This window comes from [Roseibacterium] beibuensis, from assembly GCF_039542305.1.
Lineage (GTDB): Bacteria > Pseudomonadota > Alphaproteobacteria > Rhodobacterales > Rhodobacteraceae > Roseibacterium > Roseibacterium beibuensis.
Genome location: NZ_BAABHW010000001.1, coordinates 974,326 through 996,549, shown reverse-complemented (window position 1 = coordinate 996,549; position 22,224 = coordinate 974,326). Strand labels below are relative to the sequence as shown.

The 22,224-nt window shown below is 65.2% G+C and carries 21 protein-coding genes; 8 read left to right on the top strand and 13 right to left on the bottom strand.

Translation table 11 applies throughout. The annotated features are described in order from the left end of the window. Window positions 1-32: 32 nt before the first annotated feature. From ispG to hemA, 3 genes are all read right to left on the bottom strand, one after another. Window positions 33-1,166: a flavodoxin-dependent (E)-4-hydroxy-3-methylbut-2-enyl-diphosphate synthase gene (gene ispG, locus ABD923_RS04985; protein ID WP_259546340.1), complete on the bottom strand. Its 1,134-nt coding sequence runs from the start codon at window positions 1,164-1,166 to the stop codon at window positions 33-35. 122 nt (window positions 1,167-1,288) lie between these two features. Next, window positions 1,289-2,542 (bottom strand): helix-turn-helix domain-containing protein, encoded by a 1,254-nt coding sequence (locus ABD923_RS04980; protein WP_259546342.1) that lies wholly within the window; start codon window positions 2,540-2,542, stop codon window positions 1,289-1,291. A gap of 156 nt (window positions 2,543-2,698) precedes the next feature. Next, window positions 2,699-3,922 (bottom strand): 5-aminolevulinate synthase, encoded by a 1,224-nt coding sequence (gene hemA, locus ABD923_RS04975; protein WP_259546344.1) that lies wholly within the window; start codon window positions 3,920-3,922, stop codon window positions 2,699-2,701. A gap of 340 nt (window positions 3,923-4,262) precedes the next feature. Between hemA and ABD923_RS04970 the strand changes: the two genes are divergently transcribed. After that, a complete protein-coding gene (locus ABD923_RS04970; RefSeq protein WP_259546346.1) occupies window positions 4,263-5,639 on the top strand; it encodes a M20/M25/M40 family metallo-hydrolase in 1,377 nt (458 codons plus the stop codon). 141 nt (window positions 5,640-5,780) lie between these two features. On the opposite strand, the gene ABD923_RS04965 is transcribed toward ABD923_RS04970, so the two are convergent. Genes ABD923_RS04965 through ABD923_RS04955 form a run of 3 tightly spaced genes read right to left on the bottom strand, consistent with a single transcriptional unit; the run spans window position 5,781 to window position 8,772 of the window. Further along, window positions 5,781-7,157 carry an MATE family efflux transporter gene (locus tag ABD923_RS04965; protein WP_259546347.1) on the bottom strand — a complete coding sequence of 459 codons (1,377 nt, stop codon included), beginning with the start codon at window positions 7,155-7,157 and terminating at the stop codon, window positions 5,781-5,783. 38 nt (window positions 7,158-7,195) lie between these two features. Further along, entirely contained in the window at window positions 7,196-8,107 is a 912-nt protein-coding gene (locus ABD923_RS04960) for a nickel/cobalt transporter (protein ID WP_259546349.1), read from the bottom strand. Next, the gene (locus tag ABD923_RS04955) at window positions 8,095-8,772 is read right to left on the bottom strand and encodes a DUF1007 family protein (protein WP_345229429.1); all 678 of its coding nucleotides are present in this window, start codon (window positions 8,770-8,772) and stop codon (window positions 8,095-8,097) included. The genes ABD923_RS04960 and ABD923_RS04955 overlap by 13 nt, the downstream gene beginning before the upstream one ends. Window positions 8,773-9,002: 230 nt before the next feature. Between ABD923_RS04955 and ABD923_RS04950 the strand changes: the two genes are divergently transcribed. Then, window positions 9,003-9,482 (top strand): Flp family type IVb pilin, encoded by a 480-nt coding sequence (locus tag ABD923_RS04950; RefSeq protein WP_259546351.1) that lies wholly within the window; start codon window positions 9,003-9,005, stop codon window positions 9,480-9,482. Between the two features lie 78 nt (window positions 9,483-9,560). Here ABD923_RS04950 and ppk2 read toward each other — a convergent pair whose 3' ends face one another. Next, complete coding sequence (ppk2, locus tag ABD923_RS04945) at window positions 9,561-10,562, bottom strand: polyphosphate kinase 2 (RefSeq protein ID WP_405048284.1); 1,002 nt, start codon at window positions 10,560-10,562, stop codon at window positions 9,561-9,563. 219 nt (window positions 10,563-10,781) lie between these two features. On the opposite strand from ppk2, the gene ABD923_RS04940 reads away from it, so the two are divergent. The 4 genes from ABD923_RS04940 (at window position 10,782) to ABD923_RS04925 (ending at window position 16,006) form a co-directional block, all read left to right on the top strand. After that, window positions 10,782-12,014 (top strand): tetratricopeptide repeat protein, encoded by a 1,233-nt coding sequence (locus ABD923_RS04940; protein WP_259546354.1) that lies wholly within the window; start codon window positions 10,782-10,784, stop codon window positions 12,012-12,014. Window positions 12,015-12,128: 114 nt separating this feature from the next. Further along, window positions 12,129-14,090, top strand: a complete 1,962-nt coding sequence (parE, locus tag ABD923_RS04935; RefSeq protein ID WP_259546355.1) for a DNA topoisomerase IV subunit B — start codon at window positions 12,129-12,131, stop codon at window positions 14,088-14,090. A 354-nt stretch (window positions 14,091-14,444) separates the two neighbouring features. Then, the gene (locus ABD923_RS04930) at window positions 14,445-15,149 is read left to right on the top strand and encodes a DUF5677 domain-containing protein (protein WP_476691406.1); all 705 of its coding nucleotides are present in this window, start codon (window positions 14,445-14,447) and stop codon (window positions 15,147-15,149) included. A 137-nt stretch (window positions 15,150-15,286) separates the two neighbouring features. Continuing rightward, window positions 15,287-16,006, top strand: coding sequence for a DUF5765 domain-containing protein (locus ABD923_RS04925; protein ID WP_259546357.1), 720 nt, complete (start codon window positions 15,287-15,289; stop codon window positions 16,004-16,006). A gap of 62 nt (window positions 16,007-16,068) precedes the next feature. On the opposite strand, the gene ABD923_RS04920 is transcribed toward ABD923_RS04925, so the two are convergent. Together ABD923_RS04920 and ABD923_RS04915 are read right to left on the bottom strand one after the other, a co-directional pair. Beyond that, on the bottom strand, window positions 16,069-16,464 hold the full coding sequence (locus ABD923_RS04920; protein ID WP_259546358.1) for a c-type cytochrome: 396 nt from the start codon (window positions 16,462-16,464) through the stop codon (window positions 16,069-16,071). Continuing rightward, on the bottom strand, window positions 16,461-16,862 hold the full coding sequence (locus ABD923_RS04915) for a c-type cytochrome (RefSeq protein ID WP_259546359.1): 402 nt from the start codon (window positions 16,860-16,862) through the stop codon (window positions 16,461-16,463). The genes ABD923_RS04920 and ABD923_RS04915 overlap by 4 nt, the downstream gene beginning before the upstream one ends. A gap of 130 nt (window positions 16,863-16,992) precedes the next feature. On the opposite strand from ABD923_RS04915, the gene ABD923_RS04910 reads away from it, so the two are divergent. Continuing rightward, window positions 16,993-17,679, top strand: coding sequence for a hypothetical protein (locus ABD923_RS04910; RefSeq protein WP_259546360.1), 687 nt, complete (start codon window positions 16,993-16,995; stop codon window positions 17,677-17,679). A 16-nt stretch (window positions 17,680-17,695) separates the two neighbouring features. After that, a complete protein-coding gene (locus tag ABD923_RS04905) occupies window positions 17,696-18,139 on the top strand; it encodes a DMT family transporter (RefSeq protein WP_259547415.1) in 444 nt (147 codons plus the stop codon). Here ABD923_RS04905 and ABD923_RS04900 read toward each other — a convergent pair. The 4 genes from ABD923_RS04900 to ABD923_RS04885 all read right to left on the bottom strand — a co-directional run bounded on the left by ABD923_RS04900 (window position 18,136) and on the right by ABD923_RS04885 (window position 22,198). After that, the gene (locus ABD923_RS04900; RefSeq protein WP_259546361.1) at window positions 18,136-19,965 is read right to left on the bottom strand and encodes an ABC-F family ATP-binding cassette domain-containing protein; all 1,830 of its coding nucleotides are present in this window, start codon (window positions 19,963-19,965) and stop codon (window positions 18,136-18,138) included. The genes ABD923_RS04905 and ABD923_RS04900 overlap by 4 nt on opposite strands. A gap of 63 nt (window positions 19,966-20,028) precedes the next feature. Further along, window positions 20,029-20,952, bottom strand: coding sequence for a DUF3179 domain-containing protein (locus ABD923_RS04895; RefSeq protein WP_259547416.1), 924 nt, complete (start codon window positions 20,950-20,952; stop codon window positions 20,029-20,031). 147 nt (window positions 20,953-21,099) lie between these two features. After that, the gene (locus tag ABD923_RS04890; protein WP_259546362.1) at window positions 21,100-21,702 is read right to left on the bottom strand and encodes a peptidylprolyl isomerase; all 603 of its coding nucleotides are present in this window, start codon (window positions 21,700-21,702) and stop codon (window positions 21,100-21,102) included. Next, window positions 21,695-22,198, bottom strand: coding sequence for a peptidylprolyl isomerase (locus ABD923_RS04885; RefSeq protein WP_259546364.1), 504 nt, complete (start codon window positions 22,196-22,198; stop codon window positions 21,695-21,697). Before ABD923_RS04885 ends, ABD923_RS04890 begins: the two co-directional genes overlap by 8 nt. Window positions 22,199-22,224: the final 26 nt, after the last annotated feature.

Genomic DNA, 22,224 nt, shown 5'->3' with positions numbered 1-22,224 from the left:
CTTTCGTGGTCTCGCGGAGGGCTGACGTGCCGTTACTCGGCGGCCTGCGTTTCGGCCGCGCGGGCCGCTTCCAGTTCCTCTGCCTTCTTCTCGACCTGCTCGACGATGTGGTTGATCATCTGGTCGTTCGACATCTTGTGGCTCTGCTTGCCGGCCAGGTAGACCATGCCGGATCCGGCCCCGCCGCCGGTGAAACCCACATCCGTCATCAGCGCCTCGCCCGGCCCGTTCACCACGCAGCCGATGATCGAAAGGCTCATCGGGGTCTTGATATGCTCCAGCCGCTTTTCAAGCGTCTCGACCGTCTTGATGACGTCGAACCCCTGCCGCGCGCAGGATGGGCAGGAGATGATGTTGACGCCGCGATGGCGCAGCCCCAGCGATTTCAGGATCTCGAAGCCGATCCGCACCTCTTCCACCGGGTCGGCGGACAGGCTGACGCGCATCGTGTCGCCGATCCCCATCCACAAGAGGCTCCCCAGCCCGATGGCCGATTTCACCGTGCCGCCGACGAAGCCGCCCGCCTCGGTGATACCCATGTGGAAGGGCGCATCGGTCTGTTCGCTCAACTGCTGGTAGGCCGCGGCGGTCATGAAGATGTCCGAGGCCTTCATCGAAATCTTGAAGTTCAGGAAGTCGTTGTCTTCAAGGATCTTGATATGATCCATGCCGCTTTCGACCATCGCGTCGGGGCACGGCTCACCGTATTTTTCCAGAAGGTGCTTTTCAAGGCTGCCGGCATTCACGCCGATGCGGATCGAACAGCCATGATCGCGGGCGGCCTTGATAACCTCCTTCACGCGCTTCTCGTCGCCGATATTGCCCGGATTGATGCGCAGGCACCCCGCGCCGGCCTCGGCGGCCTCGATCGCGCGCTTGTAGTGAAAATGGATATCGGCCACGAGCGGCACGGGGCTTTCGCGCACGATTTCCTTCATCGCCTTGCCGCTTTCGGCATCCGGCACCGAGACGCGCACGATATCGGCCCCGGCCTCGGCGCAGCGCTGGATCTGTTCAACCGTGGCCTTCACATCCGTGGTCAGCGTGTTGGTCATGGTCTGCACGCTGATCGGGGCGTCGCCGCCGACGGGCACGTTGCCGACATAGATCTTGCGGCTTTTGCGGCGCTCGATATCGCGCCAGGGGCGGACGGGATTGTGCGACATGTCAGGGCCTTTGCGCTCGGATCCGTTTGGCGCGCAGGATAGACCTGTCGGCGCGGGGCGACAACGCCAGAGCGGCGTCAAACGAGGGGATGCGGCGGAATGATCCGGTCAGGCGCGCCCGATCACTGCCCGCCAAGGACAAGTTCGGCGACCTCGGGCAGGTCCGGGTCGGCATCGGCATCGGCCATCGCGAAATTGCTGCTGATCGCGTCCGCCGACAATTCCACGTCGCGCACGATAGACGCGCCGACCCCGGCCGGGCCGAGCGTCACGCCATTGACCGCGAAATAGAGCGAGCCCGCATTGCCCGACCGCAACAGCGGCGCGCCATCGGTTTCCGGCAGCGCATAGCTGTCGCCCGCGTTCAGCGTGCCTTCGAACAGCGTCGTGCCCGAAGGCGAGGTCACGCGAATCCAGGTCGGGCGCACGGCGAACAGCAACACCTCGTCCGATCCGGTCTCGGTCACCTGTACCGTCCCGGTTGCGGCCTGCTCGCGATCCGGCGCGGCAACGGCGAACTCCGTGCCCTCAAGCTCGGGATTGGCGCGCAAGCCGGTCAGGGTGCCCACCTCGTCGGGGTCGAGCGTGGCCAAAGCCTCGTTGCGCGGCGCGATGACGGGCGCTTCAAGCGGTTGCGGGCGGTACAGGCGGCCAATGCTCTCGGGCTCGGGCACGGCAATGTCGAAGCCCTGCTCGACATCGAACGCCCCTTCGGTCGCCCCGGCAAGCGGGTCGAGCTGTGCCAAGGGCGCGGGGGCATCGTCCACCGGCGCGATTTGCAGGCGCTGAATATCGTTCAACACGGCCCAGGCGCCGTAGCCGATGCCAAGCGCCAGGACGATCAGCACGGCGAAAGAGCCAAGCGCCCCCGGTTCGACCCGGCTGAGGACCGAGTCGCGCATCGGCGCGAAGCCGATCGGCGCACGCGCCATGACCTCGTTCGGGTCCACCCGGCGCGGCACGTCCGGCGTGCTGCGGCGCGCTTCGGCCGCCTGCTTTGCTGAGAAGCCGTGAACCCCGCGGAACCCGGTCTCGTCGCAGAAGCGGCGGAAGGTCCATTCCGGGTCCATCTGCAGGTAGCGTGCATAGGAGCGGACATAGCCGGCGATGAAGCCCGGCGATTGGAACGCGCCCACGTCCCCGTTCTCGATGGCCGCGATATAGGTCGCGCGGATGCGCAATTCGCGCTCCACGTCCAGCAGCGACTTGCCCAGCGTGGCCCGTTCGCCCCGCATCAGGTCGCCCAGGGAGACATCGCTCAGATCGTAATTCTCGAAATCGGGGCTTGCAGGCTCGGTCGTTGACGGATCGTCACCGTAGGACAGCTCTGGTCCCTCGGTGTCCTCGTCCCAATACTGACCGTTATCCTGGCCCATGCGGCCTGCCCCGTTTACGCCCTGACACACCACATATCGCGGTATGCTCTGTAGCTTTATCCAGATGTTACCCCAAAGCGCGGCGATTCCCTAGACTCGCCGCGCGACAGGTTGGGTTTAGCATGGGTCCAAGGGGTGTTGCACCAGCAGAAAGCGCTAGCCGGCCAGTTCGGCGCGATTCAGCGCACAATGGCTCCAGAGTGCATCCATTGCGTGCACAAGTGCGTCCATCATCTTCGGATCATGCACCGGCGACGGCGTGAAACGCAGGCGCTCCGTCCCGCGCGGGACGGTGGGGAAGTTGATCGGCTGGACGTAGATCCCGAACTCGCTGAGCAGCATGTCGGAGATCTTTTTCGTGTGCACCGGGTCGCCCACGATCACGGGCACGATGTGCGAGCCGTGGTCGATGATCGGCAGGCCAAGACCCTTCAGGCGCAGTTTCAGCACCGCGGCGCGCTCCTGTTGCAGATCGCGCAGCGCCTGGTCGGTCTTGAGATGACGAACCGAGGCCGCCGCCCCCGCGGCGACCGCCGGCGGGATTGAGGTGGTGAAGATGAACCCCGGCGCGTAGGAGCGCACGGCGTCGCACATGCGGGCCGAGGCCGCGATATAGCCCCCCATCACGCCAAAGGCCTTGCCGAGCGTGCCGTTGATGATGTCCACGCGATGCGCGATGCCCAGCTGTTCGCTGACGCCGCCGCCGCGCGGGCCGTACATGCCGACCGCGTGCACCTCGTCCAGATAGGTCAGCGCGCCGAATTCCTCGGCCAATTCCACCAGCGCTTCGATCGGGCCGAAATCGCCATCCATGGAATAGACCGATTCGAACGCGATCAGCTTCGGCGCGGCCGGGTCGTCGGCCTCCAGCAACTCGCGCAGATGGGCGAGGTCGTTGTGACGGAAGATCCGCTTCGCGCCCCCATTGCGGCGGATGCCCTCGATCATCGAGGCATGGTTCAACTCGTCGGAATAGATGATCAGGCCGGGGAACAGCCGCGGCAGCGTCGAGAGCGTCGCGTCATTGGCAATATAGGCCGAGGTAAAGACCAGGGCGGCCTCCTTGCCGTGCAGGTCGGCCAGTTCCCCTTCCAGTGCCTTGTGGTAGACCGTGGTGCCAGAGATGTTGCGCGTCCCGCCCGAGCCTGCGCCCGTTGCATCCAGCGCATCGTGCATGGCGCCCAGAACAACCGGGTGCTGCCCCATGCCGAGGTAGTCGTTGCCGCACCAGACGGTGATGTCCTGCTCGGTGCCATCGGGCTTTTTCCAGACGGCGTTGGGAAACTGCCCCTTGCGGCGCTCGATATCGATGAAGGTGCGGTAACGGCCTTCTTCGTGAAGGCGGTCGATGGCGGCGGCAAGCGCGCGGTCGTAATCCACTGGCGGTCTCCCTTCCGGATGAGCCGCCCAGTTCGCGCGGGCGGCCCCAAAAAGACGCTGGCTCTTGATGTAACGGACAGCTTTCGTCCTGTTCGTCACCCCACATAGGACGACACGGCCAGCAGGGCCAAGTTACAAATCGACGCGCTGTGAACATTGACCTGAGTCAACCAACGGATGAGCATCGGGGTTGCTGAGACCGCATGTCGCGTTTGGCACCCACGCCGCCCGCCTCCCCCGGTCGCCTTTGGCTGGACAGTGCCGTCAGGCGGCGTAGTCTCGCGCCGATCCATCGGGCAGCCCGGCTGCCCATATCCCTTCACGAGCACGAGGCCCTATCATGTCCATGGACGCCGTTCTTTCCCGCATCGATTCCGATCTCGACGCCGCCACCGGGCGGCTGTTCGACCTGTTGCGCATCCCCTCGATCTCGACCGATCCGGCCTATTCCGCCGATGTCGCCCGCGCCGCCGACTGGCTGGCCAGGGAATTGTCGGATCTCGGCTTCGACGCTTCGGTCCGCCCGACCGACGGGCACCCGATGGTCGTGGCCCATGGCGGCCCCGAGGACGGGCGTCACATCCTGTTCTACGGCCATTACGACGTGCAGCCCGTCGACCCGCTGGAGCTTTGGTCGCGCGACCCGTTCGACCCGGCGATCGAGGACAAGGACGGCCGCAAGGTCATCCGCGCGCGCGGCGCCTCGGACGACAAGGGCCAGCTCATGACCTTTGTCGAGGCCTGCCGCGCCTGGAAGGCCGAGACCGGCACCCTGCCCGCCCGCGTCACCATCTTCCTCGAAGGCGAGGAAGAATCGGGCTCACCCTCGCTCGTGCCCTTCCTCAAGGCCAATGCCGAGGAACTGAAGGCCGAGATCGCGCTGATCTGCGACACCGGCCTGTATGCCGAGGGCGTGCCGGGCATCGTGACCCAGTTGCGCGGCCTTCTGGGCGAGGAGATCACCGTCACCGGCCCGGACAAAGATCTGCATTCCGGCCTCTTCGGCGGGATCGCGATGAACCCGATCCGGGTGCTGACCCGCGTGCTCGCCAATCTCCACGACGCCCATGGCCATGTGCAGGTGCCGGGGTTCTACGACGGCGTGGCCGAGCTGCCGCCCGAGTTGAAGGAGCAATGGAACAACCTCGGCTTCGACGCCGAACGCTTCCTCGGATCGGTGGGGCTGACCCATCCGGCGGGCGAGGACGACCGCACCGGGCTGGAAATGATCTGGTCGCGCCCGACCGCCGAGATCAACGGCATCTGGGGCGGCTATACCGGCGCGGGCTTCAAGACGGTTCTTCCCTCGCAGGCCCATGCCAAGGTCAGTTTCCGCCTCGTCGCGGGCCAGGACCCCCATGTTCTGCGCGAAAGCTTCCGCGACTGGGTGATCCAGCAAATGCCCCTCGACTGCCACGTGTCCTTCGAAGGGCACGGCGCCTCGCCCGCCTCGCGCATGGATATCTCGCACCCGGCCTTCGAGATGGCGCGCCAGGCGCTCAGCGCCGAATGGCCGGGCGAAGCGGCCTTCATCGGCGGCGGCGGCTCGATCCCGGTCGCGGGCTATTTCAAGACGGTGCTTGAGATGGATGCGCTCTTGGCCGGGTTCGGCAAGGATGACGACCAGATCCATTCCCCGAACGAGAAATACGACCTCGACAGTTTTCACCGCGGCACGCGAAGCTGGGCACGCATCCTCGGCGGTTTCGCGTCCTGATCCCCTCTTTATCCCCGAAATATGCTCGGGGAGAGCGCGAGAGGGGCAGACAGCCCCTCTCGCCCCGGTCGCCCGGCGCGCAGCGCAGGGCGAAAAACCTCAAAAGCGGGTCGCCCGGCGCGCAGCGCGGGGCGAAACACCTCAGACGCGGGGCGCGGGCGTGATCGGTTGCGCCGCCACGACGCGCCCTGTCCCGCGCCAGAACCGCGTCATCATCAGAACGCCCGCCACGACCAGCCCGATGGTCAGGCCCAGCCAGATCCCGACGCCGCCCAGACCCGCCGGAAACCCCAGCGCCCAGGCGCAGGGGATGCCGATCACCCAGTAGCTGATCACCGCGTAGATCATCGGCACGCGCGTATCCTGAACCCCGCGCAACAGCCCCAAGGCCATCACCTGCGCCGCGTCCACAAGCTGGAACAAGGCCGCCACCAGCAGCAGTTGCGCGCCAAGCGCGATGATCGCGGGCCGCAGCGGATCGTCGGGATCGATGAACAGCGCCATCATCTCTTCCGGCACGCTGACGAACAGCGCCACCGTTGCGGCCACCGTCAGGCCCGACAGGGCCAGGGCCGCCCAGGCCGCCATCCGCAAGGCCTCGGCATCGCGCGTGCCCCAGGCCCGCCCGGCCCGGACCGTCGCAGCCGAGCTCAACCCGATATGCACCATGAAGGTGACCGAGGTGATCTGGAGCGCGATGCCATGCGCCGCCAGATGCTCGGTGTCGATCCAGCCCATCATGACCATGGTCGCGATGAACAGGCCCGACTCGCTCAGAAGCGTCAGCGCGATGGGCCAGCCCAGCTTGAAGACCGAGGCGAAGGCCTCCCAGTCCGGGCGCCATAACCGCGCGAAGAGCGTGTATTCCGCCAGCCCCCGCGCGCGGGCCGCGTAGACCGCCAGAACCAGCAGGATCAGCAGATGCGTCCCGAGCGAGGCGATGGCCGCCCCCAGCACGCCCAGCTCCGGTGCGCCGAGATTGCCGAAGATCAGCACCCAGTTCATCGCGATGTTCAGAACCACCCCGGCCAGCCACGCCCACAGCACCACGCGCGGCCGCTCCAGCGCCGACAGGTGGCTGCGCAGCACCGTGATCAGCACCGCCGGCCCGATCGCAAGCCCGGCCACCCGCAGATAGGTCTGCGCGAGGGCCGACAGGTCGTCTTCCTGCCCAAGCCCCAGCAGGATCGGACCCGAGAACCAGAAAACCGGAACGGCCAGGATCGAGAACAGGATCGCGATCCACAGCCCCATGCGCGTCACCCGCCGCACCTGCCGCACATCCTCGTTGGATGCGGCCGAGGCCACCATAGGCATCACGGCCAATCCGAATCCCATGCCAAGGATCAGCAGCATGTGAAAGAAGGAGGACCCCAGCGCCACGGCGGCCAGTTCCTCGACCCCGTACCAGCCCATCATGACCGTATCGGTCAGCCCGATGGCCACCTGCGCCAATTGCCCGCCGATCAGGGGCAGGCCAAGGGCGAGGGTCCGCTTGATATGCTCGGCAAAGGTCATGACCCGGCTTTATGCCCGCCCCTTCGCCGGGGCAAGGCTCAGAGAGCAGCAATCGCGAGGCTGCCCGCGATCCATGCGATGATCAGGCCAACGGCAATCTCGATCCCCGGCTGGATCTGCGCCAAGCGCCCCGCGCCGCCGCTCAGCCCGCCGACCACGCCGCGCCGCGCCCAGACCGCCGCGGCCGCCACCGCGACGGTCACCGAGGCCGTCCCGAGCGCCATGGCCACCACCCCGGCCACGCCAAGCGCAAAAATGCCCATCTGCGCGGTCAGGATCAGCAGGAACAACGCCCCCGTGCAGGGCCGCAGCGCCACCGCCCCGATCAGGGCGGCCACCTCGCGCCAGGAGGTGGCGGCGGCCACCGCGGCCGGGTCCGGCGCATGGGCATGACCGCAGGTCGCGCAGACGGCGCCTTCGCCTGAATGTGCGTGATCGTGGTGATGCGTCGGCGCCACGCCGCGCCGCAAAGCGCGCAGCCCCCGCGCGGCCAGCCACAGCCCGACCAGGGCAATCGCGGCGAAACTCAGCGGATCGAACAGGCGCTCGGCCAGGTCCGTCATCCGCTCCCGCGTCCAGCCCACCAGCCACAGCCCGGCCCCGACCAGCAGGATGGCCGTCCCCCCCTGCGCCAGGCTTGCGGCCAGCGCGACACCCGACAGGCGCAATGCCCCGACCGTCCGCGCCGCGCCGTAGCCCCCGATCAGCAGCTTGCCATGCCCCGGCCCCACGGCATGAAAGAAACCATAGCCGAACGAGACCCCCAGAAGCGCGGCCAGGGCCCCCGGCTCTCCGGCCCGCAAAGCGCGCAGGGCGCGCGCCATCGCGTTCTGCGCCGCGCGCTGCCCTTCCGTCGCCCAGGCGACAATCACCCTGTCCCCGCCGGTCAGGTAGAGCAGTGCCAGCACGCCCAACACAGCCATCAGGGTCACCGCAATCACCCGTCGCATGTAACCACCAGCCGATCCGCGAACAGCTCCCCCACGGCAGGGAAGTTGTCCTCGGCGGCCACCGCGCCACCGATATCGGCAATCGCGGCCTCCAGCCCCGCATAGGCGGCGTCCAGATCGGCACGGACAAGTGCAACCTCGCAGGGCGCCTCATCGCCCGTTTCGTCCATGACCGCACTGGACAAGGTGGCCTCGAACGCGACGAAGAAGGCCGGGTCGAACACCCCGGCAACCAGTTGCGCCGCGCCGCCCGGATCGCCGGACACCAGCCTGCGATGCACGGTTTCGATCTGGCCCTCGGGCAACAGCGTGAGGGACACCGCCTCGGGCGCGCCCAGCGTCAACTCCACGCCATCGCGCAACAGCTCAAGCCCGCCCTCGAACCCGCTGTTCCAGTTCAGGTCGAAGCCCAGGGTCTCCGCGATCTCGCTTTCGGTCAGGACGCCGTCGAAATCCGGGTCCAGCCCGAAATCCTGCAAAAGGATCAGGGTATAGAGTTCATCATAGCGCCACGTCACCTCGACCGCGGTGACCTGTCCGTCGGTATTGCGGCTGAGCACCAGCCCCGCGTCGATAAAGACATGCGGGTGCGCCAGCGCCATGCCGGGGGCCAGCAGGCTCAGGACAAGGGCGGAGAAGCCAGCGAGGGTCCGCGAGAACATCATGGGTCGCATGTGCCGTGTTGCCGGCGAGGGTTCAAGGTCGACGGGACGCGCGCGCCCCGGTTCGGCAGCCCGACGCCGACGCGGGCACGTTAACGATCTGTTAATTTTTCCAGGCGCTTTTACTGTTTACGCCCGAGCAGGGGATTGTTGACTAAAATCAAGACAGTCTGCCACATTTTTGCCTCTTTCAAAGCCGATTTTGGTCGTATGTTTTTGTGAGGGATAATTGCGTGAAAAAAGTGTTTTCAAATTTCCTCCACGACGAGGGTGGTGCGATCACCGTCGATTACACCGTGCTGAGCGCGGCTGTGGTCGGCATGACGATTGCTGCGACCGCCGTCGTGACGGGTAGCATTGAAAACCTGACGCAGCGGATCGACACCGAACTGCGGACGCGCCAACTCAACGACAGCTTCATCGGCTTCGACTCGTCCCATTTCGAGGCGCTTTACGAGGCCGGGCTTGTCACCGAGGAAGGGGCCGCCGACCTCTTCGCGGCCGCGAACGGGATGATGAACCAGGACATCATCAATGCGCTCGAGGCCGGGCTCGAAAGCATCCAGAACGGCACGATCACAATCGAGGAAGCGGCAGAACTCTACGCGATCGCCTCCGTGGCCTACCAGCGGAACATCGTGCCCGACGAGATCATCGACTATTACTTCAACTTCTCGGGCGGCAGCGGCTACGGCATGGTCGAAACGAACTGATCCGAAGCCCTCGCAGGTTCCTTGACAAAGCGCGCCGCCCGGTCGGGGCGGCGCGCTTCGTTTCAAGGGTGGGTTCGGTCAGGTCCGCGTCTTGCGCGTGTCTGGATGCAGCGACGCGCCCAGGATGTGGTCGGCCTTGTGGATCACATGCCCCGCCTGTCCCACGATCAGCGGATCGGGCGCGTGGGCGATGTGAAGATCCTTGTCCGGGTAATCGAGACTGTCGAGGAAATGCAGCATGCAGTTCAGCCGCGCGCGTTTCTTGTCGTCGGACTTGATCACCGTCCAGGGCGCATCGGCCGTGTCGGTGTAGAAGAACATCGCTTCCTTCGCCTCGGTATAATCGTCCCATTTATCGAGCGACGCCTTGTCGATGGGGGACAATTTCCAACGCTTCAGAGGGTCGGTCTCGCGCGCGGCGAAGCGGCGGCGCTGTTCCTCCTGCGTGACCGAGAACCAGTATTTGTAAAGGCGAATGCCCGAGCGCACGAGCATCCGTTCGAGGTCCGGCGTCTGGCGCATGAATTCGAGGTATTCGTTGGGCTCGCAAAAGCCCATGACCCGCTCGACGCCCGCGCGATTGTACCAGGAGCGGTCGTAGAACACCATTTCGCCCGATGTCGGAAGATGCTGGATGTAGCGCTGGAAATACCACTGGCCGCGCTCCTCGTCGGTGGGTTTGTTCAGCGCCACCACGCGGGCCTCGCGCGGATTCAGGTGCTCGTTGAAGCGTTTGATCGTGCCGCCCTTGCCGGCGGCGTCCCGGCCTTCGAACAGAATGACCATCTTCTGCCCGGTCTCGGCCACCCATTTCTGCACCTTCAGCAACTCGGCCTGAAGCTTGGCCTTCTGCGCCTCGTAACTGCGGCGGCTGAGCTTGGTCTGGTACGGATACTCGCCCGTCTCAAAGGCCTGCCGGATCTCGGCCGGGGACGGCGCTTTTCGGCGCGGGCGCCCCACGGGCTTGGATGCGGGCTTGGCCGCAGGCCTTTCGTCCGGCCGGTCGATCTCTGCTGCGCCCGCAGCTTGGGCCTCGGCCCCGGCGGTTTCGGTGACGGGGCTGGAGGTCTCGGCGGCAATATCGTTCACGGGTATTGTCCCTTCGCTACGGGCTGTTCGCGGTTTTGGTATGTGCACAGTCTGCCACTCCCGCGCAGGTTGCGCCTTGAGGCATGTCAAGAAAGCGTCATAAACGGGCGGCCGAGCAGCGGGAAATTTGGTGATTACGCCCGCTCCATGTATTCTTTCGGCATTTGAACGGGGCGCGATTGACCAGCCCCAAGCAAGGGAGGGAACGCCATGCGCCTGCATGCACCCCATCGTGCCCTTTACTCGGTTCTGCTGTGCACCGTTTTCGCAGTCATCGCGGCCATAAGTATCCCTCAGCCGCTTCGCGCCCAGACATCTTTCGAAACCGCCATCGACCAAGCGCTTGAAAGCCTTGGCGAAACCTTCGAGCCGGGCGAGGTGGAGGCGTTCGCGGCCTTCCTTGCCAGCGACGCGCCCGATGCGATGACCGGGGACACGATCGGTCACCTGTTGTTCATGCGCCGTCATTTCGATCGCGCCGCCTGGTTTTTCGGAACCGACGCCCGGGCGGCGCCGGACGCCGCCAGCCTGTCGAATTTCGCGGCCACGCTGGCCGTCACGGCAGACGATCTCGGCGATGGCGCTCCGGCGGAATGGATGCGCGCGGCCGAACTCGCGGCCAAGGCGGCAGCCGCGCTCGCGCCCGACGACGCAGCGGTTCAGAACAACCTCGGCACCGTCGCCCGCCTTGCGGGCGATCCGGAAACCGCGGCGGCGGCGGCGCGGTTGGCGACGGAACTCGACCCGAACATGCCGCTGTTCTGGTCGAACCTCGCACGCGCCCTCACCGCGCTCGGTGATTTCGAGGGGGCGGCACAGGCCCTTGACCGCGCCCGCCAGTTGGAGCCCAACGGACCGGCGCATCTGTTGACCGCCCGCGCCTTGCCGCAGGTCGCGCCCAGCTATTCCGATATTCTGCAAAACAGCTGCGACGTGAATTTCCGATGCCAGGAGATCTGCCCCCGGTCGATCATCGGCGGCATCAATTCGGTGACCTGCGAGATAGAACAGATGTCGGCCACCATGGCCTGCCGCGAAGGTCAGCCCTACCCGACCTCGTTCGATTGTTCCGAGGATCTGCCCGAATACGGCATCCTGATCCCGGGACTGAATTCCGGCTTTTCCATCCTCTTTCCCGGCGTCACCGTCCACGTTCTCGTGCAGGGCGACGGATCGGTGGATGTCCGCGTCGAGGGAGGGGTCAATATCGGCCCCCTGAACCTCTACCTGCGCGGAGACGGGCATTATTCGCCCCCCGGCGGCGTTGCGGTCGACAATGTCGGCGGCGGCGCCTCGATCAATCTCTTGCCTGCATCCGAGGCGAACAGGCTGGTCAGCGAGCGGGCGAACATGCCACCCTTCGCGCTTGAACTCGAGGGCATCATTGGACAATCCGTCGACCTCGACGGGGAACTCTACGGCATGCCGGTCATCATGTTCTGAGCGCGCACCTGCCGCACAGGGGCAAAAGGCCTTGGCAGGGGCGGCGCTCTCTTTTCCCCGCCCCCCAAACCTGCCATGATGTGCGCCAACACATACAAGATAGAGCAGCGCCCCATGCCCAACGACCTGTTGTCCGGCACGCCCGAGCCACAAGACTACGACGCTTCCTCGATCGAGGTGCTGGAGGGTCTGGAACCCGTCCGCAAACGCCCCGGCATGTATATCGGCGGCACCGATGAGCGCGCGCTGCATCATCTCGTGGCCGAGGTGCTGGACAACTCGATGGACGAGGCCGTGGCGGGCCATGCCAACCGCATCGAGGTGGAGTTGCACGAGGATTATTCCGTCACGATCCGCGACAACGGGCGCGGCATCCCGGTCGATCCGCATCCGAAATTCCCCGACAAATCCGCGCTCGAGGTGATCCTGTGCACGCTGCACGCGGGCGGCAAGTTCTCGGGCAAGGCGTACCAGACCTCGGGCGGCTTGCATGGTGTGGGCGTCTCGGTGGTGAACGCGCTGTCGGATCGCGTCACGGTCGAGGTGGCGCGCAACCGCGAGCTGTTTTCGCAAAGCTTCTCGCGCGGCATCCCGCAAGGCCCGGTCGAGAAGCTGGGCGCGACGGCCAACCGGCGCGGCACCTCCGTCACCTTCCATGCCGATGACCAGATCTTCGGCAGCCACCGCTTCAAGCCCGCGCGCCTGTTCAAGATGGTCCGCTCCAAGGCCTATCTGTTCTCGGGGGTCGAGATCCGCTGGAAATCGGCCATCGACGATGGCGAAACCCCGACCGAGGCCACGTTCCACTTTCCCGGTGGCCTTGCCGATTACCTGACCGAGACATTGGGCAATTCCGCCACCTATACCGACGCCCCCTTCGCCGGAAAGGTCGAGTTCCAGCCCCGGTTCGGCGTGCCGGGATCGGTCGAATGGGCCATCACCTGGACGCCCGCGCGCGACGGCTTCATCCAGTCCTACTGTAACACCGTGCCTACGCCCGAGGGCGGCACGCATGAGGCCGGGTTCTGGGCCGCGATCCTGAAGGGCATCCGCGCCTATGGCGAGCTGGTCGGCAACAAGAAGGCTGGCAACATCAACCGCGACGACCTGACCTCGGGTGGCTGCGCGCTGGTGTCGTGCTTCATCGCCGAGCCGGAATTCGTCGGCCAGACCAAGGACCGCCTCGCCACGACCGAGGCGCAGCGGCTGGTCGAGGCCAGCGTGCGGGACCATTTCGACAACTGGCTGGCGGCAAACACCAAGGCCGCAGGTTCGATCCTCGATTTCCTCGTGCTGCGCGCCGAGGAGCGTTTGCGCCGCCGGGCCGAGAAGGAAACCGCGCGCAAATCGGCCACCAAACGCCTGCGCCTGCCCGGCAAGCTGGTCGATTGCTCCCGCTCCGCGCGGGAAGGGACCGAGTTGTTCATCGTCGAGGGCGACAGCGCGGGCGGCTCGGCCAAGATGGGCCGGGACCGCAAGACGCAGGCCCTGCTGCCGCTGAGGGGCAAGATCCTGAACGTGCTGGGCGCGGCCAGTTCGAAACTGGGCCAGAACGCCGAGATTTCCGACCTGTGCCAGGCGCTTGGCGTGGGCATGGGCACGAAATTCAACATCGAGGACCTGCGCTACGAGAAGGTCATCATCATGACCGACGCCGACGTGGACGGGGCGCATATCGCCTCGCTCCTGATGACGTTCTTCTTCAGCCAGATGCGCCCGCTGATCGACAAGGGGCATCTTTACCTCGCCTGCCCGCCGCTGTTCCGCCTGACCCAAGGGGCGCGGCGTGTCTACTGCCTCGACGAGGCCGAGCGCGACGCGTGGCTGGCCAAGGGCCTGGGCGGCAAGGGCAAGATCGACGTGTCGCGCTTCAAGGGCCTGGGCGAGATGGACGCGAAGGACCTGAAGGAAACCACGATGGACCCCGCCAGCCGCAAGCTGATCCGGGTGTCGATCGACGACGAGGTGCCCGGCGAGACCGGCGACCTGGTGGAGCGCCTGATGGGCAAGAAGCCGGAACTGCGCTTCCAGTATATTCAGGAGAACGCGCGGTTCGTGGAGGAGCTGGATGTATAGACGCGCCGATACTGGCGCCAGGACATGACACGGCATGGGGCAAACCCCTTGGCAGACGGACGAAATGAGGGGAGGAGACTCGAATGCCGAAGGGTGTAGCAGGGAAAGGTTAAGGAAGGGTTGAGACTGCCCCGTTAATCACTGCGAGATAAGCCGATTTACTCGCGACAATCTGAGCAATTCAAAAATATGGTAAGATCGACGGTTCTCCTTGATGAACTTCAAGCTTATGGCAGCGGATTAGAAAAATCCGAATCCTTCGTATTTCGATGCTCCTCGGAAATTATCCCAACACGATCCTATCCTGAGATTTCCAAGTCCCTTCATCGTTACTCCTTTTTTCTTCCATATGCCATGGAGAGATCCAACACCTTTTTTGAACTTATCCGCCACAGCAAGATTATCGACGCACAGATAGTTGCTCGATCCATTCTCGATTCCCTTGCAAAAACGTGGATATGTTGCATTGGAAACGCGACAGAAGACGAAGAGATCGAAAAAGAATTAAGACGGCTTTTCTATTTTGAATTTCGCCGAAACAGGAGTAAATTTGAAGCAGTTGACAGAAATGCAAGTCTTTTTGGGAAAGAATCGTCACTTTCAAAAATTTCTCATACTGAAAAAGCTTTCGGCGAAAAACTCTCGAGCGGTTCATCCAGCAGAACGAAGAATTTCTTTGAGTTTTCCCGGATTGCAGGTAGAGCAGAAAAGTTCCTTGAACCGTTCAACATAAAGCTTCCAACTGACGAATTTAAATTCTCATATAATCTGCTGAGTTCGTTTGTGCACGGCAGCGGAGCGGCCCTCTTTGAGTTCAATCAAAATATCGAGGAACTCGTCGCCTATGGACATGTAACGGACAGGCTAAATGCTACTGGTACTATTTTTTCTGTTGTTGCCGCTTGGTACTATACGCATGCCATCTATCATCTAAGCGTATATGGACAAAGAGGTAACTTCTCCGAACTGCATTCGAGTTTTAAAGAGATTTACGACCTACTATTGCCGATTGCAGACCGCCAAACACGCGAATTCTCAAAGACAATGCAAGGGTTATAGGTGGTCGGATGCGGATTTCTCGCCTTTGGGCATAGACACTGTTTCGGCTACATCCCTGCGCCGATCCGCCGCCGCGGTGCCGCTTGATCCACCCTGCCCCAAGGTCAACACTCTCCCTGGCAGGGAGGGACAGACCGATGTGCTGGAGCGAAGGGGCGAGCCTCGCCATGGTGGGCGTGGGTGCGGTTGCAACCGTGGTCACGATCAAGCGGGGCGACCCGATCGCCATCCCGGTCACGCTGGCCTTTTTCGCCGCGATGGAGGCGTTGCAGGTCTGGGGCTACGAGGTGATCGACCAATGCGGCACGCCCTCGAACAGGTGGGCGACGATCCTGTCCTGGGTCCATATCTCGCTGCAACCGATCTTCATCAACGCCTTTGCCATGGCCATCGCCGCGCCGATGCTGTCGCGGCGCGCGCGGCTTGCCGTGCTGGCGGCGGCGGGGGTGGCCTCGGTCTTGCTGCTGGCGCGGATGGTGCCCCTGGAATGGGCCGGGATGTGCCGCCCCGGCACCGTGCTGTGCGGGGCCGAGTGGTGCACCATCACCGGCACCTGGCACCTGGCCTGGGACATGCCGCTGAACGACCTGGCGTCGCGGCTGCTGGGGGTCGAGATCCCGGGCGGCTGGACCTATCCCGATTACATGCTGGCGGTGTTCGTGCTGCCGCTGGTCTACGGGGCGTGGCGGCTGGTGATCGTGCACCTCGTCCTCGGGCCCGCGCTGGCCATCATGCTGACGGACATGCCCAACGAGATGCCGGCGGTCTGGTGCCTGTTCTCGATCGGCCTGGTGCTGATCGGGCTAAGCCCGCTGGTGCGCCGGAAGATCGCCCCGGGGCAGCGCGCGGCACCATAGCGCGCGCGGCGCGGCGGGGCGGACCCACCGGAGCCTTCACCGGCTTTCAGCCGGACCGATGCTCACTCCTGACGGCTCTCGAGGAAGGCGACGAGGTCGACGACTTCGGACGAGGTCAGCACGGTCTGGCCGCCTTCGGTGCGCAGGACCTCGGACATGTCGGAAAACACGAAGCCGAAAAGCGGCATGTCCCCCCCATGGCTGAGGATCGGGTCGCGCCCGTCGATGCGCCAGGCGATGCCCGCGCGGGGGAACGTGCCGTCATAGCGTGCCGCGATGCGCGTCAGGTCGGGGGGCCGCACCAGAAGCACCTCGGCCATGGGGCCATCGCCGCGCAGGCCGGCCCCATGGCAGACGGCGCAATTCTCGGCATAAAGCCGTGCCCCACGGGTGGCGTCCTGCGCCGCAACGGGGGGCGCCGCAAGCAGGGCGGCAAGGATCAGACCGGTGCGGATCATTCCTGTATCTCCATCAGGTAGGCCACCAGATCGGCGATCGGGCGGGCCACGAGGATCGGTTGCCCCGTATCGGTGGCAAGCGGCACGTCGGCCCCCTGCCCCTCGAACCAGCGCCCGAATAGCGGCATGTCCCCCCCATGGGCCAGGATCGGGTCCCGCCCGTCGATCTGGCGGATGACCTGAAGCGTCGGGAATTCGCCGCCATTGCGGGCGCTCAGCTGTGTCAGGATCGTCGGCTCGATGGTCAGAAGTTCGGCCATGCGCCCGTCGCCCTGCGCCTCGACCCCGTGGCAGGCGGCGCAATAGGCCTCGTAGAGCAACGCGCCCTCCGCCGTGTCCTGCGCCATGGCCGGCGCGGCCGCCATGGCGATCAAGGCCGCCCAAATCACCGGTTTCATGGCTGTCCTCCTTCTGTACGCGCGATGTCCTTGCGCCAATGGTGGCGCGTGGCGCGTCGCGGGGCCTTGATCGGTGTCAAAGCCGGACCGCCGCTCTCGACATGGGCGGACAAGCGCCTAAGCTGCCGGCATGACCCGTGCGCTGATCCTTCTGTTCTGTGTCCTTCTGGCCGCCTGCGGACGCCCGCTGACCGAGGCGGAGCGCGCCTACATGGCCGATCTGCAAGGCGACAGCTTCGATGCCGACGCGGTGCGGATCGTGGAAAACCCGCTGGTGGGCCTTGGCGTACAACGCTACCCGGCGCGCCCGCAGGTCACCTGCCGCGAGAGGATCTATCCGCCGCCGGACACGCCGATCATCGAGGGGCGGACGGGCGGCATCACGCTGTTCAACACGCTGCATGTGCGCGAGGATATCTTCCTCGACGATTACGTGGGCGGGCGCGATGGACGGCGGAACCTTGCCGCCGCGATGTTCTTTGCCCATGAGATGACCCATGTCTGGCAATGGCAGAACCGCGCGGTCACGGGCTACCACCCGTTCCGCGCCTTCGCCGAACATGCCCGCATCGAGGATCCCTACCTGTTCGACCCGGATGACGCGCGGCGCTTCCTCGATTACGGGTACGAGCAGCAGGCCTCTCTTGTAGAAGAATACGTGTGCTGCCGCGCGGTCGAGCCAAATGGCGCGCGGACTGGCCGGCTCGAGCGGTTGCTGCGCCAGGTGATGCCGGTCACGCCGCTGCAATCGCGGGCCGATCAGATAGAAGAAGTCGTGCCGTGGAACGGCGCGGATTTGCGCGGCATCTGTTCGTGAGAAGGATATGAAATCAATGCCCTACCAGGCGTTCATCATGTTGCTGGCGGGTGTCGGCATTCCCCTTCTGGCAGCGTTGAACGCAAGACTGGGGGCGAATATCGGATCACCCGCCGCGGCGGCGGTGGTGCTGTTCGTCGTCGCCTTCTCGGCAGCGGTCGTGGTGACGTTGATCACCGGCCCAAGCGCGTTGCGGGCGCTTTCGGGACAACCCTGGCACCTGTTCACGGCGGGGCTGTTCGTGGCCTTCTACGTGCTGACGATCACTTGGATCGCGCCGAGTTTCGGTGTCGGCAACGCGGTGTTTTTCGTGCTGATCGGGCAGTTGATCTCGGCCGCGGCCATCGACCATTTCGGCCTGTTCGGGTCGCAGGTGACGCCGGTTTCGGCGACGCGAGTGCTGGGCATCCTCGTGATGGCGGCAGGCGTCGCGATCACCCAACTGGCGCCAAGGGGTTAGCCGCCCGCCTTTTCCTCCAGCGTCAGCCATTCCTCTTCGAGGTCCGAGAGCTTGGACTGCCGTTCCGACAGCGCCTCGGTCGCCTTTTGCGCCTTGACCGGTTCGCGAGTGTAGATCTCGGCATCGGAGAGCAGGTCGGAGAGCTTGGCGATCTCGGCCTCCAGCCGTTCGATCAGCGCGGGAAGCTCTTTCAAACGGTGTTGTTCCGTGAAGCTGAGCCCGGTTTTCGCGGCCGGGACCGGGGCGGCGGCGGGTTTGGCCGCTTTCGCGGGCTTGTCCGATTTCGCCGTCGCTTCGGTTGGCGTATCGGCCCCCGAAGCGGCGCGTTGCGCCAGCATGTCGGACCACCCGCCCGCATAGGCGACGGCGCGACCCTGCCCCTCCAGCGCGACGGTCAAGGTCGCGACCCGGTCGAGGAAATCGCGGTCATGGCTGACCAACAGGACAGTGCCGGGATAATCGCCCAATAGATCCTGTAGAAGATCGAGCGTTTCGACATCCAGATCGTTCGTCGGTTCGTCCAGCACCAGCAGGTTCGACTCGCGCGCCATGATCCGGGCCAGCAGCAGCCGCGCCTTTTCGCCCCCCGACAGGGATTTGACAGGCGCACGGGCCTGCGCCTCGTCGAAGAGGAAATCCTTGAGATAGCCCACGACATGCCGCGGCGTGCCCCGCACCAGCACCTGGTCCGAGCGGCCGGACACGCCGATGGTCGGGTCGTTCGTCAGGCTTTCCCACAGCGTCGCCTCCGGATCCAGCGCCGCGCGGGCCTGGTCGAACACGGCCATCTCGATCCCGGTCCCGAGGGTGACGGTGCCCTCATCGGGCTCCAACTCGCCGGTCAGCATTTTCAGAAGCGTCGTCTTGCCCGCACCGTTCGGGCCGACAAAGGCCACGCGGTCGCCGCGCAACACGCGCAGATCGAAGGGTTTCAGGATCGTCTGATCGCCGTAAACCTTTGAAATCCCTTTCGCCTCAATGACACGCTTGCCCGATTGCGGCCCGGCCTCCAGCGCCATGGCGGCGGTGCCCTGGCGGCGGATCATGTTGGCGCGGGTTTCGCGCAGGTCCTGCAGGGCGCGCACACGGCCCATGTTGCGCTTGCGCCGCGCGCTGATGCCTTCGACGGCCCATCGCGCCTCGGCCTTGATCTTGCGGTCGAGCTTGTGACGCGCAAGGTCTTCCTCTTCCCAGATCTTGTCGCGCCAATCCTCGAACCGATCAAAGGCGCGGTCCATGCGCCGCACCTCGCCCCGGTCGAGCCAGAGCGTCGCGCGCGCCAGCGCCTGCAGGAAGGCCCGGTCATGCGAGATCAGGACGAAGCCCGCCTTGGTGCGGGTCAGCTCGCCTTCCAGCCACTGGATCGCGTCGATATCGAGGTGGTTGGTCGGCTCGTCCAGCAGCATCAGGTCCGGCGCTTCGGCCAGCAGGCGCGCCAGCGCGGCGCGGCGGCGTTCCCCGCCCGAGGCGCGCGAGGTTTCGGCGTCGAGGTTGAGCTTCAGCCCCTCGGCGGCGGCCTCGACCCGCCAGGCCTCGGACGGGCCAAGCGTGGCGGTGGCGAAATCGCCCAGGGTCGCGAAGCCGCTGAAATCGGGGTCCTGTTCGAGGTAGCCGGTCGTCGTGCCCTCGGGCAGGACACGCGCGCCGCGGTCGGGTTCGACAAGCCCAGCCATCACCTTCATCAGGGTCGATTTGCCCGAGCCGTTGCGGCCCACCAGCGCCAGCCGGTCGCCTTCGTGGATCACGAGGTCGAGACCGTCGAAAACGGGATCGCCCCCGAAGGTCAGGGCGATATCGGAAAGTTGCAAGAGAGGTGCGCGCGCCATGGGCGCGGAGCTATGGGGATTGCCGGGCGGCGTCAATGGGCCGGTGTCATTTGGGGCGCGCGATCACTCTGCGCCGAGCATCCATTCCCCGTCCGGCCAGAACGCATGGAAGGCAAAGGCGAACAGGACGTCGTGCACCACGTCCATGCCCGAGGCATCCCGCACGCGGATCTGGCCGATATCGCGCCCCTCGGAGATGCGGGCGGTGTCGAGGGCCGAGGCGGTGCCGGCCTGCCAGGTGATGCTCACCCCCGCCTCGGTCAGCACGCCGGCGTCGGACAGCCGCTGGAGGGGCCAGGCGCGGTCGCCCACCCGCAGGACTCGCGCCAAAGGGTCGATGCCATGGGGCGGATCCTCACCATCATAGAGGAAGGGCCGCGCGCTGGTGTCATAGCCGACATAGGGGTTGCGGCCATAGGGGCGGCGGGCGTCGGGTTCGTCCATCACCAGGCCATCGGGATGCGCTGTGCGGAAACTGTCCCAGCTTTCCACCCATGCAGGCAGCGCGGTCAGCTCCGTTCCCGCCATCTCGCCCACGATGGCGCGGCCAACCGCCTGTTGCCACCAGCTTTCGGTCTCGCGGTCATACATCACCATGTCGGAGAACCGCAGGTTGCCCGAAACGCCGAAGCTGAGCGTGCGCCCCGCGACCCGCCGGTCAAAGACAAGGGCGGTGTTGCAGAGCGGGCAGAAGGTGACGGCCACGGGCTGGCCCGCGACCTCGTCATTCACGATCTCGTGCCAGGTCAGGTAGCGCAGCGGGTAGGCGCGGGGCGTTGCATCCCCGAGGGCAAGGGTCAGGACGGGTTCCGCGTCGCCGAGGCGATCCTCGGCCTGTGCGGGGATCATCGCGGGGTCGTCCAGCGCCGGGATCCCGTCGCGCGGCACGCCGCCCGAGCGGATTTCGGACAGGTCGACAATGGCGTTGTCGAAATCGGTATTGGGCCATTGCCCCCGGTCGAGTGCCGTGGACTGGCCGATGGCCATGCCGGTCAGGGCCACGCTTGCGCCCACGATTGCGATGAATGTGCGTAGAAACACGGCCAACCTCCCTGCGCGGTAACGCAACGTCAGGTTGACAAGAAAAAGGGGGCCGCAACAGCCCCCCTCACGCGCTTGTGGTTGCGCGTCAGATCAGCCTTCGTCGGCTTCGCCCCCGTCATCCTCGGGCGGCGGGGCGACAGGATCTTCCTCCAGCACGCGCAAGGCGACCATGCGGTCGGGCTGACCGATCACTGCACCGTTGCGGCCCCGGCCGCGCTTGATCGCGTCGACCACGTCCATGCCGTCCACGACCTGCCCCACGACGGTGTAGTTCCCGTCAAGCGGCGGGGCCGGCTCGAACATGATGAAGAATTGCGAATTGGCGCTGTTGGGGCTTTGGGCGCGGGCCATGCCGACGATGCCGCGCTCGTAGGGGATGTCCGAGAACTCGGCGTTCAGGTCGGGATAGTCCGACCCGCCCCGACCGGCATAGCGCATATCCATGCCCATACGGCCAAACTCCACGTCGCCGGTCTGGGCCATGAACCCGTCGATCACGCGGTGGAACACCACGTCGTCATAAGCACCTTCCTCGGCCAGCGTCACGATACGCGCGACATGCTCGGGCGCGACCTCTTCAAACAGGTCAATGACGATGGTGCCGCTGGCGTCGCCTTCGACGTCGATCTCCAGCCCCGTGGCCAGCGCTGGGGTGGCTGCAAGGCAGCAAAGCGCGGCGAGGAGCTTACGCATCGGCCGCCACCTTGACGCTGATCATCTTGTCGGGGTTCGCGGGCGGCTCGCCGCGCGTGATGGCGTCGACATGCTCCATCCCTGCGATGACACGGCCATAGACGGTGTATTGGCCGTTCAGGAAATGATTGTCCTTGAAGTTGATGAAGAACTGGCTGTTGGCCGAGTTCGGGTTCTGCGAGCGCGCGGCCCCGAGCGTGCCGCGATCATGCGGGATGCGCGAGAACTCTGCCGGAAGGTCGGGCTTGTCCGAGCCGCCGGTGCCTGCGCGGCGGATGTTGCCGCCCTCGGCCTGCCCATGCTCCACGTCGCCGGTCTGGGCCATGAAGCCCTCGATCACGCGGTGGAAGATCACGCCATCATAGGCGCCTTCGCGGGCCAGTTCCTTCATCCGCGCGACATGCTGGGGCGCGATGTCGGGCAAAAGCTCGATGGTGACGGTGCCGTCCTTCAGCTCCATCAGGATGGTGTTCTCGGGATCCTTGATCTCGGCCATGTGGTGTCCTCTGGTATGCGAAAGCC